The sequence below is a fragment of the Arthrobacter sp. R3-55 genome (assembly GCF_054161505.1).
On record NZ_CP096423.1, the window covers coordinates 54,884 to 70,087 of the forward strand.

General features: G+C 62.1%; 16 protein-coding genes and 1 tRNA gene. 12 read left to right on the forward strand and 5 right to left on the reverse strand.

All coding sequences use genetic code 11. The features are described from left to right. Positions 1-119: 119 nt before the first annotated feature. From M1D51_RS00210 to M1D51_RS00245, 8 genes are all read left to right on the forward strand, one after another. Positions 120-1,064: an ABC transporter ATP-binding protein gene (locus M1D51_RS00210; RefSeq protein WP_458108067.1), complete on the forward strand. Its 945-nt coding sequence runs from the start codon at positions 120-122 to the stop codon at positions 1,062-1,064. 2 nt (positions 1,065-1,066) lie between these two features. Next, positions 1,067-1,918: an ABC transporter permease gene (locus M1D51_RS00215; protein ID WP_172326196.1), complete on the forward strand. Its 852-nt coding sequence runs from the start codon at positions 1,067-1,069 to the stop codon at positions 1,916-1,918. A gap of 26 nt (positions 1,919-1,944) precedes the next feature. After that, positions 1,945-3,234: a sensor histidine kinase gene (locus tag M1D51_RS00220; RefSeq protein WP_458108068.1), complete on the forward strand. Its 1,290-nt coding sequence runs from the start codon at positions 1,945-1,947 to the stop codon at positions 3,232-3,234. After that, the gene (locus M1D51_RS00225) at positions 3,231-3,923 is read left to right on the forward strand and encodes a response regulator (protein WP_172322407.1); all 693 of its coding nucleotides are present in this window, start codon (positions 3,231-3,233) and stop codon (positions 3,921-3,923) included. Before M1D51_RS00220 ends, M1D51_RS00225 begins: the two co-directional genes overlap by 4 nt. A 100-nt stretch (positions 3,924-4,023) precedes the next feature. Further along, positions 4,024-4,482, forward strand: coding sequence for an Lrp/AsnC family transcriptional regulator (locus M1D51_RS00230; RefSeq protein ID WP_458108069.1), 459 nt, complete (start codon positions 4,024-4,026; stop codon positions 4,480-4,482). Between the two features lie 258 nt (positions 4,483-4,740). Continuing rightward, positions 4,741-6,183: an amino acid permease gene (locus M1D51_RS00235; protein WP_172322409.1), complete on the forward strand. Its 1,443-nt coding sequence runs from the start codon at positions 4,741-4,743 to the stop codon at positions 6,181-6,183. A 93-nt stretch (positions 6,184-6,276) separates the two neighbouring features. Next, positions 6,277-7,425, forward strand: coding sequence for an alanine racemase (gene alr / locus M1D51_RS00240; protein ID WP_458108070.1), 1,149 nt, complete (start codon positions 6,277-6,279; stop codon positions 7,423-7,425). Positions 7,426-7,461: 36 nt separating this feature from the next. After that, positions 7,462-8,277, forward strand: coding sequence for an IclR family transcriptional regulator (locus tag M1D51_RS00245; RefSeq protein WP_458108071.1), 816 nt, complete (start codon positions 7,462-7,464; stop codon positions 8,275-8,277). On the opposite strand, the gene M1D51_RS00250 is transcribed toward M1D51_RS00245, so the two are convergent. Genes M1D51_RS00250 through M1D51_RS00260 form a run of 3 tightly spaced genes read right to left on the reverse strand, consistent with a single transcriptional unit; the run spans position 8,274 to position 10,272 of the window. Next, positions 8,274-9,041, reverse strand: coding sequence for an IclR family transcriptional regulator (locus tag M1D51_RS00250; RefSeq protein WP_458108072.1), 768 nt, complete (start codon positions 9,039-9,041; stop codon positions 8,274-8,276). The genes M1D51_RS00245 and M1D51_RS00250 overlap by 4 nt on opposite strands. A gap of 47 nt (positions 9,042-9,088) precedes the next feature. Beyond that, positions 9,089-9,829 carry a cyclase family protein gene (locus M1D51_RS00255; protein WP_458108073.1) on the reverse strand — a complete coding sequence of 247 codons (741 nt, stop codon included), beginning with the start codon at positions 9,827-9,829 and terminating at the stop codon, positions 9,089-9,091. Beyond that, positions 9,826-10,272: a hypothetical protein gene (locus tag M1D51_RS00260; protein ID WP_458108074.1), complete on the reverse strand. Its 447-nt coding sequence runs from the start codon at positions 10,270-10,272 to the stop codon at positions 9,826-9,828. Before M1D51_RS00260 ends, M1D51_RS00255 begins: the two co-directional genes overlap by 4 nt. 164 nt (positions 10,273-10,436) lie before the next feature. Here M1D51_RS00260 and M1D51_RS00265 point away from each other — a divergent pair, with 164 nt between their 5' ends. The 3 genes from M1D51_RS00265 (at position 10,437) to M1D51_RS00275 (ending at position 14,301) form a co-directional block, all read left to right on the forward strand. Beyond that, on the forward strand, positions 10,437-11,318 hold the full coding sequence (locus M1D51_RS00265; protein ID WP_458108075.1) for an intradiol ring-cleavage dioxygenase: 882 nt from the start codon (positions 10,437-10,439) through the stop codon (positions 11,316-11,318). A 37-nt stretch (positions 11,319-11,355) separates the two neighbouring features. Then, complete coding sequence (locus tag M1D51_RS00270) at positions 11,356-12,663, forward strand: M18 family aminopeptidase (protein WP_458108076.1); 1,308 nt, start codon at positions 11,356-11,358, stop codon at positions 12,661-12,663. Between the two features lie 225 nt (positions 12,664-12,888). After that, positions 12,889-14,301 (forward strand): amino acid permease, encoded by a 1,413-nt coding sequence (locus tag M1D51_RS00275; RefSeq protein ID WP_458108077.1) that lies wholly within the window; start codon positions 12,889-12,891, stop codon positions 14,299-14,301. Positions 14,302-14,329: 28 nt separating this feature from the next. Here M1D51_RS00275 and M1D51_RS00280 read toward each other — a convergent pair whose 3' ends face one another. Continuing rightward, positions 14,330-14,482 carry a hypothetical protein gene (locus M1D51_RS00280; RefSeq protein WP_172322418.1) on the reverse strand — a complete coding sequence of 51 codons (153 nt, stop codon included), beginning with the start codon at positions 14,480-14,482 and terminating at the stop codon, positions 14,330-14,332. 120 nt (positions 14,483-14,602) lie between these two features. On the opposite strand from M1D51_RS00280, the gene M1D51_RS00285 reads away from it, so the two are divergent. Continuing rightward, a tRNA-Leu gene (locus tag M1D51_RS00285) sits at positions 14,603-14,685 on the forward strand. Positions 14,686-14,755: 70 nt separating this feature from the next. Here the strand turns inward: M1D51_RS00285 and M1D51_RS00290 are convergent. Further along, positions 14,756-15,094 carry a YnfA family protein gene (locus tag M1D51_RS00290; protein WP_458108078.1) on the reverse strand — a complete coding sequence of 113 codons (339 nt, stop codon included), beginning with the start codon at positions 15,092-15,094 and terminating at the stop codon, positions 14,756-14,758. Positions 15,095-15,204 lie beyond the last annotated feature (110 nt).

Consider the following 15,204-nt stretch of genomic DNA (forward strand, 5'->3'; position numbering starts at 1 on the left):
CCTGACTGAACCCTGAATCATCCCTGAGACCGGCGATTTACGGTCCCTCCGTGAGTAGCGTAGTGAGTACATTCAAAACTCATCTGCACACTCATGTGCTCCGAGGAGGGAACGCTTCCATGATCGAAGCAAAAGGCCTGACCAAGGTCTACGGCGAGAAGACCGCCGTCGGCGGTGTCAGTTTCACTGTCCAAGCGGGACGGGTGACGGGCTTCCTGGGTCCGAACGGCGCCGGCAAGTCCACCACCATGCGCATGATCATGGGGCTGGACACTCCGTCGTCGGGCTCTGTGACGGTGAACGGTGAACCGTTCGCACAGCACAAGGCACCGCTTCGCGAAATCGGCGCCCTCCTGGACGCCAAGGCAGTCCACACGAGCCGTACCGCCTACAACCACCTGCTCGCCATGGCAGCGACGCACAGCATCCCCAAGAGCAGGGTCCGCGAAGTCATTGAAATGACCGGCCTGGGGGACGTCGCCAAGAAGAAGGTCAAGGGCTTCTCGCTCGGAATGGGTCAGCGCCTCGGCATCGCCGCCGCGCTGCTGGGCGATCCCCAAACCATCATTCTGGACGAGCCGGTCAACGGCCTTGATCCTGAAGGTGTGGTCTGGGTCCGCAACCTCGTGAAGTACCTGGCCTCCGAGGGGCGCACGGTCTTCCTGTCCAGCCACCTCATGAGCGAAATGGCACTCACCGCGGACCACCTTATTGTGATCGGCCGCGGCAAGATCATTGCCGATGCGCCCATCGCCGAAATCATCACCGGCAAGGGCCAGGTACGGACGCGCGTCCGCACCGACCAGCCGGAACGCCTCATGCAGCTCCTGGCGGGCACCGGAGTTTCCGTTGAGGTCCACGAGCGCGAGCTCCTGGAAGTGTCCGGACTGGACCCCCGGGGCATTGCCCGGACTGCGCTGGAGAACCAGGTCATGGTGTACGAGCTGACCCCGCTCCAGGCCAGCCTGGAAGAGGCGTACATGGAACTGACCAAGGACGAGGTGGAATACCACTCGCACATCACCACCGGGGCATCGGTTCCCGCCCAGGCCGGAGGGAAATAGACATGAGCACCACCACTATGGACCGCAAGTCCATCCGCAACTCCGTCGGTCCGGGACCGGCATTCCACCGTGTGCTGAACTCGGAATTCATCAAGTTCCGCACCCTGATGTCCACGCTGATCCTCTTGGCCTCCACAGCACTGGTGATGGTGGGCTTCGCGGCCCTCTCAGCATGGGGAACCGGTCAGTTCGCCGAGCAGGTTGCCAGCGATCCCGAAGCAGCGGCCGCCATGGCTGCCCAAGGCGGGGACCTCGCGGTCAGCATTCCCAGCTCCGGCATCTCGTTCGCCCAGCTCATCCTCGGTTCACTGGGTGTCCTGCTCATGAGCTCCGAATTCACCACGGGAATGGCACGCTCCACGTTTGCCGCCGTTCCCAAGAGGCTCTCACCGTTCCTGGCCAAGCTGGTTGTGGTCATGGTCAGCGCCTTCCTCCTGACCGCTGTATCCATCTATATCGCCGGCTTGGTCTCACTGCCCATCGTGGACAACTACGACCTCAAGCTGGACCTTGGCAGCTCGCAGTCCGTCAAGCTTCTCCTGGTCAACAGCCTCTATGTGGCAGCAGTAGCCGCCATTGGCATGGCCCTGGGAACCATCGTGCGGAACTCGGCCGGCGGCATCATGAGCCTGGTAGGGCTCCTGTTCGTTGCACCGATTGCCTTCCAGCTCATTCCCGGCGACTTCTTCAAGGAAGCCAACAAGTACCTGCCCACCAGCACCATTACTCCCATGACCGCCGTCGAGCATGTTCCTGAAACGCTGGAAGCGTGGCAGGCTGCGCTGGTCCTGGGCGCGTGGGTTGTTGTTCCGGTGGCTCTGGCCATGATCCTGTTGAAGAAGCGGGACGTCTAGGACGGGTTGCCGTCTAGGCTCAATTCATGACTGAAGCTCCACTGGTGAAGGACGCGGCCACCGCTACGGTGGACGCGTCCTTCGCTGAAATCACCCAGCGCCGCAGGGGCAGGATCCGCCGCTACTTCTACAAGCGGCCGCGTGCCATGGACGCTGTGGTGATCCTTAGCTACGTTCTGTTGGCGTTGCCCACCATCATCACCTCCATCATCGATGGCAAGTGGCTGGTGGTGGCAATCCTGCTGATGATTGCCATCGCATTGATCTTCAGGCGGCAATTCCCGCTGCAGGTTGTGCTGGCCGTCGTCCTCCTTGAAATTGCGGCCACCATCCTGAATCCGTGGGGTTCGAACGTCTCGGCAGGTTTGTGGTTCGCGCTCTATGCCGTGGCCTCCATCCGGAAACGCAGCCTTGCTTTAGTGGTGTTCGTGGCCGCCAGCCTGCCCCTGAGCCTGCTCTATCTCTTCATGTGGACCAGTCCCAGCGGGATGGACGCCCTGCAGGACGTCCCGGAGAATTTCCACCTGATCAACAACATCGCCACAGCGGTGACCATCATGTTGTCCAATCTTTTGGCCACCGGCATTGGCATTTCGGTCCGGCAGCGGCGGGAGCACGAGGCTGAGATCGCGGCGTGGGCAGCCCGCACCACGCAGCTGGGCAAGGTGACGGAGCGGAACAGGATCGCCCGTGAAATGCACGACGTCGTGGCGCACTCCCTGACTGTGATGATCAGTCTCTCGGATGGTGCCGCCGTGGTGGTCAGGAAGAACCCGGAGCGCGCGGGTGAGGTCCTTGGCGAATTGTCCCGGACCGGCAGGGCCGCTTTGGCCGATATGCGCCGCGTGCTGGGTGTACTTCGCGACGACTCCGGACGGCCGGCGCCGCTCACGCCCTTGGAATCCGGGCACAACCTCGCCAAGCTGCTGGATGGCTTCCGGACCGCCGGCCTGCCGCTGCATTATGCGCACTCAGGCCCTGGGCTGCCGGCCGATCCCGCGTTTGAACTCACCGTTTACCGGATTGTCCAGGAGTCCCTGACTAACGTCCTGCGGTACGGCCGTTCGCTGAGCCGTGTTGACGTCCAAGTGGCCCGCGACGCCGATTTGGTCACCATTGACGTGCACGACGACGGCCGCGGAACCGTGGATGGCAGCAGCGACCCCGTGGGCAGCCTCGGCACTGGCCAGGGCATTGCCGGGATGAATGAACGCGCCGGAATTTATGCTGGAATCGTTACGGCCGGGCCCAGCAAAAGGGGAGGCTGGGCAGTTCACGCCGAGCTCCACTGGGCCGGCGACAAGGGGGAATCATGACAGAAGACATCATCAAAGTGCTGCTCGTGGACGATCAGCCGCTGCTTCGAATGGGCTTTCGGCTCATCTTGGAAGGCGAGGACGACTTCCACGTGGTGGGTGAGGCGTCCGACGGCGCCGAAGCCGTTCGCCAGGTGGAAGCGCTGGCACCGGACGTGGTGCTGATGGATGTTCGGATGCCCACCATGGACGGGATCGAGGCGACACGCCGCATCTCGGACTCAGGGTCCGAGGCACGGGTCATCATCCTCACCACCTTCGACCTCGATGAGTATGCCTTCACGGGTTTGCAGGCCGGCGCTTCGGCCTTCCTGCTCAAGGACGTAGCTCCGTCGGAACTGGTCCACGCTGTGCGGCTCGTGGCCAGCGGTGATGCCGTGGTGGCTCCCCGGGTGACGCAACGGCTTCTGGAAACGTACGTTCGCGGCGGAGCGGTACCCGGGCAGGCGCCAACAGCCCACCGTGATCCGTTGCTTGACGATCTCACCCCACGCGAAACCGAGATCCTCACCACCATTGCCGAGGGCCTGTCCAACGCGGAGATTGCCCACAAGTTCTTCCTCTCGGAAGCGACCGTCAAGACCCATGTACGCCGGATCTTGAGCAAGCTCCAGTTGCGCGACCGGGTGCAAGTTGTGGTGTATGCCTACGAGACCGGGCTTGTGGTGCCGAGCAACCCGGACTACTGAGCACATTCTTCCGGGATGCGGGGACGTATCATGTCTTTCGCGGCCCTTTCGGTCCGGGCAGGAGCTTGCTGTTCCTGCAGATGTAGATGGAAAGGGACACATGGAGCGGGCTGGTCTGGACAGCATCGATCAGAGAATCCTTGCGGAACTCACCAAGAATGCCCGCATCCCGCACGCTGAACTTGCCGGCAAGGTCCTCCTGTCCAGAAATGCGGTGAGGCAGCGGATTGATCGCATGGAGCGGCAGGGGTATATCCAGGGCTACACGGTGGTAGCCGGAGTCGACGTCGATTCCTTGGTTTCCGCCTTCCTGATGGTGTACCGCAAGGACAGGATGCGGGGGGCCGACGTACTGAACGAGCTCCGATCCATTCCTGAAGTGGTCTTGTGTGATGTCCTCAGCGGCGACTTTGACCTCATTGTCCGCGTTGAAGCGCGTTCCCATGGCCGTGTCCAGGAGATCTGGGAGCAGATTGCGGCTCTTCCCGGAGTGAGTGACACCGTGACGGCAATAACCTTGTCCAACGTGGTCCGGCGGGCCTCCCACCAGGAGACGTAGTGCCGGGGTGGGGCTCCCGGTTTCCCGCGCCCCCACCCTCCGTGACTGATCCGGCCCCAGGCGGGGCATTCTGACTCTTCCATGGTCACTTCGACATGCGCGGAAGGCATAGTGTGCGTTATTCGCATTCACAAATGTCTTTAATGACTAAAGTCACAGAATCTGTGTTACCTTCGTCACTACAAGCGCCCCCAACGGCTCCCTGCTCCGGAAGTCATCGGCGTACCGTTCGCATCTGTCACTTAACGGAGACAAGACATGGAATCTTCAACACCCCTGAAACTGGATCATCCAGCCGATACTCCCTTGGCTCCTGCGGAACCCGGGTTGCGCCGGTCCATGGGACCACGGCATCTGATCATGATTGCGATGGGAGGTGTAATCGGCTCGGGCCTCTTCCTGAGCTCTGGCTACACCATCTCGCAAGCCGGCCCCCTGGGAGCAGTGATCGCCTACTTGGTCGGCGCCTTTGTGGTCTACCTGGTGATGGCATGCCTTGGCGAACTCGCCATTGCCTACCCCGTCTCCGGCGCCTTCCACATCTATGCATCCCGTTCGATCGGTCCGGCAACGGGCTTCGCCACGGCCTGGCTTTACTGGCTCTGCTGGGCAGTGGCCATAGGGTCTGAGTTCACAGCCTCAGGCTTGCTCATGCAGCGCTGGTTCCCCGACGTGGAGGTCTGGGTGTGGTGCCTCGTCTTCGCTGCCATCCTCTTCGGCTTCAACGCGTTCTCCTCCAAGTTCTTCGGGGAATCCGAGTTCTGGTTCTCGATCGTCAAAGTGGGGGCAATCATCGCGTTGATCGTCTTCGGCGGAGCTGCGCTGTTCGGCTTCCACCCCCTTGCGGAATCCGGCAACCACCCGTTCCTCTTCGAGAATTTCAATACCTCAGGCGGTCTCTTCCCCAACGGTTTCACCGGTGTCCTTGTAACCGCCCTGGCCGTCTTCTACGCCTTCTCCGGGTCTGAGCTGATCGGCGTCGCAGCGGGAGAGACCAAAGACCCGGCCAAGAACATCCCCAAAGCAATGCGCAGCACAGTCATCCGGCTCCTGATCTTCTTTGTGGGTGCCATCGCCGTCATTGCTGCAACTGTCCCCTTTGACCAAGTGGGGTTGGATGAGAGCCCGTTCGTCACGGTCTTCTCTTCAGTGGGTATCCCCTTCGCAGCGGACATCATGAACTTTGTCATCATCACCGCACTGCTCTCAGCAGGGAACAGCGGATTGTTCTCCTGTGCCCGGATGCTCTATTCCCTGGCCGATGAAGGACACGGCCCGAGGGCCCTGAAGAAGCTGACCCGCCGCGGAATTCCCTTGGTGGCTCTGTCCGTCAGCATGGTGGGCGGCCTGGCATCACTGGTCAGCAGTGTGGCTGCACCGGAGACTGTCTACCTGGCCCTGGTGTCCATTGCAGGATTCGCCGTGGTGGGTGTGTGGATGTCCATCACGGCCTCGCACTTCTTCCACCGCAGGGCATTCATCCGCAATGGCGGAAAGGTGTCCGATTTGGCCTACAAAGCACCGTTCTTCCCGGTCCTGCCCATCCTGGCCTTCACCTTGTGCCTGGTGTCCCTGATCGGCATTGCATTCGACCCCACCCAGATCGCTGCGCTGTACTTCGGCGTGCCTTTCGTCGCAGCGTGCTACCTGTTCTTCCACTTCCGCTACGGCCCGAAGGCCAAGGCAAAGCGTTCGGCCTGATCCACCACTGGCCTGATCCATCACTGGCCATCGAACACGGCCGGGCGTCACGCCCGGCCGTGTTCGCCAATTCCGGGGGACAACAGAATGACAGTGAAGGAAACACTCTCTGCGGAGACAGATGATCTTTCCAGTTGGCTTGAGATTGACGGCGCCGCCTTCTCCGAAAATGTCCGGTCCATGCTGGGCATGCTCCAGGGAAGGGCCATGCTGTGCGCCGTGATCAAGTCCGACGCCTACGGGCACGGCGCGGACCTGCTGTTGCCTTTCCTGGTGGCGTCAGGTGTTCCGTACATAGGGGTGGGCACCAACGCAGAAGCAGGACTTGCCCGGGCACATGGCTTCACCGGGAGGTTGTTGCGGGTCAGGGCCGCGGCGCCGCAGGAGATCAAGGCCGGACTTCGCCATGGCATCGAGGAGCTCGTTGCTGATCCCCGGAGTGCCTGGGAAATGAGCAGGATCGCCGACGGTGAGGGACGGAGCCTGCGCGTGCACTTGGACATCAATTCCTCGGGAATCAGCCGACACAGCCTCGATGTGTCCTCCCCTGATGGACTGGCATCTGCAGTGGAAATCATCAGCCATCCGCAATTGGAGCTCGCCGGCATCATGACGCACTTTCCGCAGGACGATGTGGACCACGTGGCGCATGCGCTGGACCGCTTCAAAGCCGAATCGAGCGCAGTCCTTCACGCAGCAGGGATACCCCGGCATGACGTCCTGCTGCATGCCGCAAACTCCTACGCAACGCTGAACGTTCCAGCCGCGTGGTTGGACATGGTGCGCACAGGCGCTGCGCTGTACGGCGACTCGGATCCGCGGCACGCCATGTTCCGACGCTGCATGACATTCAAGGCCAGGATCGGGTCAGTCAACAGCTACCCGGCCGGAAGCAGCGTTGGTTACGGGCTTACCCATACCCTTGCCAGGGATTCCCGCCTCGCAACAGTCACCGTGGGCTACGGCGATGGGTATCGACGCTCACTTGGCCGGCGGGGGCATGTGCTGGTCCGTGGACAGCGGGTGCCGGTGGTGGACATCATCTCCATGAACTCCATGGTTGTGGACGTCTCTGCAGTGAAGCATGTCCGCCCCGGGGACGAGGTAGTCCTCTTCGGCGGGCAGGACGGCGGGACGGTCTCCGTAGGGGAACTTGAAGCCGCGAATGCTGCGATCCTCGCTGACCTGTACACGGTGTGGGCCAACCGGTCCCGTGTCCTTGCCGCAGGTGTCAGCGTGTGAGAATGGCGTGAGCGCTTGGTGGAAGGAGCGGATTTCGTGGAGGTGTCACCGGAGGCGTCATCCTTGGCCCAGGGACTTCGCCTTGTCCGAATGGTCACGGACCGTGAAAAGCAGGGACGCCAACTCCTGGGCGTCTCGCAGCTCGCGGCAGGCCTGGACATGGAGCAAAGCCGGGTCTCCCGATTGGCTCAGGAGTTGTGTGACTTGGGACTGTTGGAACGGGTGGACCGCGGCCCCTTCCGTACAGGACCACGATTCTTCAGCCTGGCAGCTTCCCTTAACAGCACTTGGGTCCAGCAGTCACGTGCTGAGCTTGAAGAACTGGTGTCCGCTTTCGGACTCCGGTCCAGGCTGTCCGTCAGGGAGGGCGTCCGTGTTCTTTTGCTGCGTTCGTCCACCAACAACTCTGTCCTGGGTGGGTTCGCCAAACCGGGCATGGTGACGCCGGTGTGGTGCACAGGTTCCGGGCGGGCCTTGCTGTGGGACCATTCGCAACAGGAAATCAGTTCCTTGCTGAGGGATGTCAACTTCATAGGCGTTGGTGGGCCAGCCGCGGCGCACACAGCCCCCGAAGTCTCACAGTTGATGGAGCGCGATAGGCCTGGAGGCTATGTCCTGGCCGCTGAAGAATTTGAGCATGGAGTGTGGGAGCTGGCCGTTCCCGTTCGGGCTGAGGATGGCCGGATCATCGCAGCCCTCAGCGTGCTGGGAAGCAAGTCCGCGGTGGAGCTTGCAGCCCCGGAAATTGCTGCCGTTCTTCACGCCAGCGCCCGGAGGCTCGGCGCCGAACGCCTTGGCACCCAGGGACCCGACGCCCAACGCCTCAGCGGCCAGCCGGCGGCGGACGTTTAGGCGCGGGCAACTCCGCCAACCCTGGACTCGAGCCACGTCCGCCAGGAGGCCAGAGCCACGGCGAAAGCCTCCCGCTGGGGTTCCACCCGTGATTTTGGCCCGACGATTTGCAAGGCCGCCGCGACATCTCCCTTGAAGTCCCGGATGGGCGCGGACAGCGAGTAGAGCCCGGGTTCGGCTTCTTCATCAACAATCGAGTATCCGCGGACGCGGGCGTTGTTGAGCCGTTCAAGGAAATCATCCACGGATACCGGTGTGTTGGGCCCGTGCTTCACGAATTCGACTGTGCCAAAGATCTTCCGGATCTCGGACTCCGGGGCGTCCCACAGGAGCGCCTGGCCGGCATCACTGCAGTAGGCGGGGTAGGGACGGCCCAGCCAGGAACCCACAAGGTTTGCGCTCTCGGGAACTTGCTCGCCAATGGTGACGGTGCTGTTTCCGCTCAGTACGCCCAGGAAGCAGGCCTCGTTGGTTTCGGTGGCCAACCCCTCCAAGGCGGTGAGGCCGTCGGTCTTCAGCCGTTGCTCGGTGACCAGTTGGGCGTCCGTCAGGATTGACCAGTCCAGGCTGTACTCGCGTTGTTCCGATCGTGACAGGAAGCCTTCCTGCTGTGCGCCCTTGAGGCTTCGCGACACCTGGCTGCGGTCTTTGCCGAGGCGGGCTGCGACGTCGGCCACCGTGCCGCCGTCGAAACCTTCCGCATGACGCGCCCCCACTGCAAGAAGGGCCATCATGCCGCGGCCCATGCTGGAGGTCTTTGACATGGATCGATTCTAGCTACCCTCGGCCTGCCCAGGCGTCACTGTAGGGGCTAGTGGATGGAGAAAACCCTGGCCGGAAAACCGCTGCCCTCGAGCGGCTTGGCCCATGTAGCCACCAGTGCGGCTCCGGCTTCCGGAAGATGGTCCATGGAGGCAAGGAGTTCAATCTGCCATTTGTCCTGGGCCAGGACGTAGGTTTCCAGGCTGAAATCCTGCCGGGAGGTGGCCATGCCGGGGTCGGTGTCAGTCTGTTCGTGCCCCACCGCGCTGACTGAGCGCTTTTCGATCAAGTACTCCAGTACTTCCCGCGACCATCCGGGTGTGTGGCTGATCCCGGCGTCGTCAACGTTGGCCATGGCGGCACTGTCCGGCCAGCGGTGGCTCCATCCGGTGCGGAGGGCTACAAACGACCCCGCCGGAATGTCCCCGTTGCGGCTCTCCCAGCCGTGGACGTCCTCCAGGGTGGGGGTGGCATCCGGATTAGCCGCCACGCGTTCGCTGATATTCAGGACCACCAGTGGCAGGATCATGTCCTCCACCGGCAATTGGTCGAGTGTGCGGCCGCCGCGGACAAAATGCGACGGCGGATCCACGTGGGTGCCCCACTGACCCACGATCGAGTACTTGTGGGCCGTGAATCCGTCTCCCTTTTCCAGGTCAAAAAGGGTTTCCCTGGATTCGTCAGGAAAGGCCGGGAAATGCGGTTGTCCTGTATGAAACGCGTGCGTCAGGTCGGTGAAGGTCCGGTTCCGGAGCAGCGGCGCCAATTCCTGCCACAGTGGAGTACTCATGATGCCACCCGCACATCGGCGTGCGCTGCGGAGCTGCTGGAGACGTTGAGCGGCCCGGAAACTTCAATGACCGGGACTTCCCAAGGGTGGATATCGACGATCCTTTGCACCAGCTCCTGGACCGTGTGCTGATCCAGGGAGTCGTCGAAGTAGGTGGTGAACACAAACGTCGGCGAGATGGTCCGCTGTCCTACGGTGCCCAGCGTGGGCTTGGCTCCCTCAGCCACAGTGAAGCCCTCGAAACCCGCAGAGGACTCGAATACGTGGTGGTAATTGCCGAAGCCCCCCAGTTCGGGCGCAGATTGCAGTTCGTTCAACAGGGAGGTGATGCCGGCATCGGCGTCAAGGGCTCCAAGGTCGCCGCCGGCCAGTTGCTTCATGGTTTCCACCGGGATTGGCCAGTGGATCCGGAGTTTGCGCACCGGTTTGAGTTCAATGTTCATGGCGAGTGACCTTCCGTCTTTATGTCCGTTCAGTCATCGTGCCATGACGTGACGCGCATTACAAGCATATGAAAATGTTTATATTGCACGCCGGCTCCGCTCTTCACAGATGTGCCACAGCTGCCCCATGTACAGGACACAGGCCCCGCGCGTTACATGGAGACATGACTACTCCCCACCCGGACCACGACCGCGGCCTTGAGTTCGATCTCTCCACGCTCCTCAGCCGGCGGCGCACTTTAGGCGTCCTCCTCGGCGCCGGAACAGCAGCAGCCCTCGCCGCCTGCACGCCCGGTACGGGAGGCGGCGGCGCAACGCCGTCGAGCACTGGCAGTGCCGCCGCTATGGCGAGTCAAAGTTCGACGACGGCGGCCTCGCCTTCCGCTACCAGCACTGTGACCCGGGCGTTCGCGGAGTGCGGTGTGGAGATTCCCGAGGAGACATTGGGCCCCTACCCTGCCGATGGTTCCAATGGCCCCAACGTGCTTGAAACGTCGGGAGTAGTCCGCCGGGACATCAGGTCCAGCTTCGGAACGTCCACAACAACCGCTGAGGGAGTACCCCTGACAGTGACCCTGACGCTCCTGGACAACGCGAACGGTTGCTCGCCACTGGCTGGTGCCGCTGTATACGCCTGGCATTGCGACCGGAACGGCAAGTATTCCCTCTACGATTCCGGCCTCGAAAACGAGAACTATCTGAGGGGCGTGCAGGAGGCTGACGCCAATGGGCAGCTGACCTTCAGCACCGTCTTTCCGGGTGCCTACAACGGGCGATGGCCACATATTCACTTTGAGGTATTCGAGTCCATGAGCAACACAACCACGGCGGGGCAGGTGCTGGCGGTCTCCCAGATTGCCCTCACTGAGGCGGCGTGCAAGGAGGTCTACGCCACGGACGGCTATGAATCCAGCGCCCGAAACTTCCCCAACACCACGTTGACCTCGGATAACGTCTTTGGTGACGACGGAGGCATATACCAGTTGGCGACTATATCCGGTTCGGTTGCAGGCGGATATACGGCTGCCCTGAACGTCACCGTCTAGCCCGATCACGGCCCCAAGCGGGGCTAGACTCGGGGTCATGCCTTCGAACGCCTCCTCAGCAATTGACCACATCCAGGACCTCGGCGCCTACGTTTCGGCCTCGCCGTCGAGTTTCCATGCAGTCCACGAGGCCGCGCGTCGCCTGGATGAGGCAGGCTTCACGGCACTGGATGAGCTGAAGCCTTGGGAAGGCGGAGCGGGCGGGTTCTACGTACTCCGCGACGGCGCCCTGATCGCGTGGGTGACGCCGAAGGGCGCGGGCCCCACTACTGCCTTCAATATCCTCGGCGCGCACACGGACTCACCGTCCTTCAAGCTGAAGCCCAAACCCACCACCGGCAAATTCGGCTGGCTGCAGGCCGGCGTCGAGGTCTACGGGGGACCCCTGCTCAATTCCTGGCTGGACCGGGAACTGCAGCTGGCCGGCCGGCTGGTCATGCGTGACGGCACGCAGCACCTGACATCCACTGGCCCTCTTCTTCGCTTCCCCCAGCTGGCCATCCACTTGGACCGCGGGGTTAACGACAATGGGCTGCATCTGTCGAAGCAGCAGCACATGAACCCGATCTTCGGCCAGGGGGACCCGGTTGGGGAGGACCTCCTGGCATTGCTCGCGGATCGCGTTGAGGGTGCCGCGGTGGATGCCGCTGACATTGGCGGGTACGACGTCGTGGTGGCAGACACGCAGCCACCCGCGGTTTTCGGGGCCAACAGCGAGTTCTTCGCTTCAGGTCGAATGGACAACCTGTCCTCCACCCACGCGGGCCTGGTGGCATTGATCAGCCACGCTGCAACAGCACCGGAAGAGGGCCCCATCGCTGTGCTGGCCGCGTTCGATCATGAAGAGATCGGCTCCAACTCACGCTCCGGCGCCTGCGGTCCCATCCTCGAAGACATTCTGGTCCGCGTATCGGACGGGCTCGGTGCCTCGGTGAGCCAGCGGCGGCAGGCCCTGGCGGCGTCGTTCTGCGTTTCCGCGGATGCGGGCCACGCTGTCCATCCCAACTATGCGGAGAAGCATGACCCTGCCAACAAGCCGGTGTTGAACGGCGGGCCGCTGCTGAAGATCAATGCCAATCAGCGCTACGCCACTGATGCCACCGGCGCTGCGTTCTGGGCCCGGCTATGTGCCGAGTCCGGTGTTCCCTACCAGGAATATGTGTCCCACAACGATCTCCCGTGCGGGTCCACCATTGGGCCCCTGACTGCTACTCGTCTTGGCATTCGCACGGTAGACGTGGGCATCCCCTTGTTGTCGATGCACTCTGCGCGCGAGCTTTGCGGCGTTGAGGATCCCCGGTTCCTGACCACTGTTGTTGAGTTGTTCTTCCGCACTTCAGTGTGAGCTGAAGCCTCAAACACTCATTTCAGGGCTGTTTCAAAAGTTCTCTGCACGAAACAAAAGATGCCCAGAGGATTACATTTTGTGCACAAAGCCCTTTTTGGCAATGTAAAAATGTTCGGCTGCACAGCCGTGGTGCCTGTTTAGCAGGTTAGCGTGAATGAGTCATGTGGCCCGTGGCACACCACGCCGGCCACCCCGCGAACACCTAAAGGACGGCGCAGATCCATGCACGCTGACCAACAACTTTCAAAATCCCTGAAGCCCCGTCACCTCTCCATGATTGCCATCGCCGGCGTCATTGGCGCAGGACTCTTCGTTGGCTCCGGCGCTGCCATCCAGCAGGCTGGTCCCGGCATCCTCGTGGCTTACCTGGCTGCCGGCCTGGTGGTCATCCTGGTGATGCGCATGCTGGGTGAGATGGCTGCAGCCAACCCGGAGACCGGCTCGTTCTCCACCTACGCAGACAAAGCCCTTGGCCGCTGGGCGGGCTTCAGTATTGGCTGGCTCTATGCGTGGTTCTGGATCATCGTCCTGGGCATCGAGGCAACCGCCGGCGCCGCGATCATGCACCGCTGGGTTCCCGGCGTGGACCAGTGGATCTGGGCGCTGATCTTGATGGTGCTCCTGACGCTGACCAACCTTGGTTCCGTGAAGTCCTACGGCGAGTTTGAGTTCTGGTTTGCGTCCATCAAGGTGGCGGCAATCGTCATCTTCCTGCTGGCCGGCATCGTTGCCATCCTGGGCCTCATGCCGGGCGTTTCCGCGCCGGGCGTCGCCAACCTCCTTGACCAGGGCGGCTTCATGCCCAACGGTCCGGGCGCGGTTCTTGCGGGCATCCTCGTGGTGGTCTTCTCCTTCTTCGGCGCCGAAATCGCCACCATCGCGGCCGGTGAATCGGAAAACCCCGTGGACGCCGTCAAGAAGGCCGTGAAGTCCACTGTGTGGCGCATCCTCATCTTCTACATCGGCTCCATCGCCATTGTTGTCACGCTTCTGCCGTGGAACGACGCTTCTGTTGCAAAGAGCCCGTACGTTGCCGTGATCGAGCTCTACGGAATCCCGGGCGCTGGCACCATCATGGACATCGTTGTGCTCACTTCCGTGCTGTCCTGCTTGAACTCCGGCCTTTACACCGCCAGCCGCATGCTGTTCTCGCTTTCGCAGCGCGGCGATGCCCCGAAATCATGGATGAAGATCTCCAAGCGTGGTGTCCCGGCGGCAGCAGTCCTGGCCTCCACCGTGGTGGGGTTCGTGACGGTGGGCCTGAACTACATCGCACCGGACACTGTGTTCCTGTTCCTCGTGAACACCTCCGGAGCCATTGCGCTCTTTGTGTGGCTGGTCATTGCAGCCTCGCAACTCATCCTGCGCAAGCGCATGGGTGCTGCGGCCAAGGAGCTCGACCTCAAAATGTGGTTCTTCCCGTACCTCACGTGGATCGCCATCGGCGCGATTGTGGCCCTGATCATCGGCATGGTCATCATCGAATCCACGCGCGAGTCGCTCTTCCTGTCGCTGGCTTTGGCCGCGATCGTGGTGGGCATCGGCGTGTGGCGCTACCGCAAGCGTGGCGCAAATACACCTGAGGCCACCAAAGAAGCCGAGCAGGCCACCATTGGTGGGGGACCGGCGTCGTAGACGTCCTTCAGCAGCGGGGCAGCCAGCGTCAACGTTCGACGTCGGTTGCCCCGTTTCGCTTCTTGTCAGCCTGGAGGATGCCGTCGCGTACACCTGAGCGGACCACGAAGTACAGGGCGTAAAGTCCAATTGCCGAGAAGGTGATGGTCAAAAGCAAGGCACTAACAGGTGTGGCATCCATGGGCCCAACCCTAGCGGGAGGCTCCCAAGGGAACAGGAATCCACGGATCGGGCAGGTTCGTGTTACTGTCTTTGTCGCTGTCGAGGAGAAAAACGAAACACTGTTTCTCCTGATCACCTTGCGCGGGTGGCGGAATGGCAGACGCGCTAGCTTGAGGTGCTAGTCCTCGAAAGGGGGTGGGGGTTCAAGTCCCCCTCCGCGCACAAAGAAAACCCCCGGAAGGTCACCTTCCGGGGGTTTTGCCTTATCCGGGCTCGCGGGCCGCGTTGATGCCTAGCCGCCGGGGCGGGGCGCGAACATGATGACGCCCACCCCAACCATGCAGATTGCCGCGCCGATCACGTCCCAGCGGTCCGGGCGGAAGCCATCCACCAGCATTCCCCAGGCAAGTGAGCCCGCGATGAACACGCCCCCATAGGCGGCCAGGACCCTGCCGAAGTGTGCATCGGGTTGGAACGCCGCGAAGAAGCCGTAGATCCCCAGGGCGACCACGCCCAGGCCGGCCCACCACCAGGCTTTGCCCTCCCGGACGGCCTGCCAGATCAGCCAGGCGCCGCCGATCTCTGCAACTGCGGCCAGAACAAAGAGGATGGTGGACTTCAGGACGGTCATGGATCCAGTATTCCGTGCTCCATGTCCGCCTTGTTTCCTGCCTATTCATTGCAGGGCGCCCGGGTTATCCACATACGCCAAGTGGCCGGTTCCAGCCGTGCAGGCCCTCG

What these genes read in the sequence shown, in the direction of transcription:
- M1D51_RS00275 (WP_458108077.1), top strand. Translation starts at nt 12,889, where the DNA reads ATGCACGCTGACCAACAACTTTCAAAATCCCTGAAGCCCCGTCACCTC.
- M1D51_RS00260 (WP_458108074.1), bottom strand. Translation starts at nt 10,272, where the DNA reads ATGAACATTGAACTCAAACCGGTGCGCAAACTCCGGATCCACTGGCCA.
- M1D51_RS00280 (WP_172322418.1), bottom strand. Translation starts at nt 14,482, where the DNA reads ATGGATGCCACACCTGTTAGTGCCTTGCTTTTGACCATCACCTTCTCG.
- M1D51_RS00270 (WP_458108076.1), top strand. Translation starts at nt 11,356, where the DNA reads ATGCCTTCGAACGCCTCCTCAGCAATTGACCACATCCAGGACCTCGGC.
- M1D51_RS00235 (WP_172322409.1), top strand. Translation starts at nt 4,741, where the DNA reads ATGGAATCTTCAACACCCCTGAAACTGGATCATCCAGCCGATACTCCC.
- M1D51_RS00250 (WP_458108072.1), bottom strand. Translation starts at nt 9,041, where the DNA reads ATGTCAAAGACCTCCAGCATGGGCCGCGGCATGATGGCCCTTCTTGCA.
- M1D51_RS00255 (WP_458108073.1), bottom strand. Translation starts at nt 9,829, where the DNA reads ATGAGTACTCCACTGTGGCAGGAATTGGCGCCGCTGCTCCGGAACCGG.
- M1D51_RS00215 (WP_172326196.1), top strand. Translation starts at nt 1,067, where the DNA reads ATGAGCACCACCACTATGGACCGCAAGTCCATCCGCAACTCCGTCGGT.
- M1D51_RS00290 (WP_458108078.1), bottom strand. Translation starts at nt 15,094, where the DNA reads ATGACCGTCCTGAAGTCCACCATCCTCTTTGTTCTGGCCGCAGTTGCA.
- M1D51_RS00210 (WP_458108067.1), top strand. Translation starts at nt 120, where the DNA reads ATGATCGAAGCAAAAGGCCTGACCAAGGTCTACGGCGAGAAGACCGCC.
- M1D51_RS00265 (WP_458108075.1), top strand. Translation starts at nt 10,437, where the DNA reads ATGACTACTCCCCACCCGGACCACGACCGCGGCCTTGAGTTCGATCTC.
- M1D51_RS00225 (WP_172322407.1), top strand. Translation starts at nt 3,231, where the DNA reads ATGACAGAAGACATCATCAAAGTGCTGCTCGTGGACGATCAGCCGCTG.
- M1D51_RS00230 (WP_458108069.1), top strand. Translation starts at nt 4,024, where the DNA reads ATGGAGCGGGCTGGTCTGGACAGCATCGATCAGAGAATCCTTGCGGAA.
- M1D51_RS00220 (WP_458108068.1), top strand. Translation starts at nt 1,945, where the DNA reads ATGACTGAAGCTCCACTGGTGAAGGACGCGGCCACCGCTACGGTGGAC.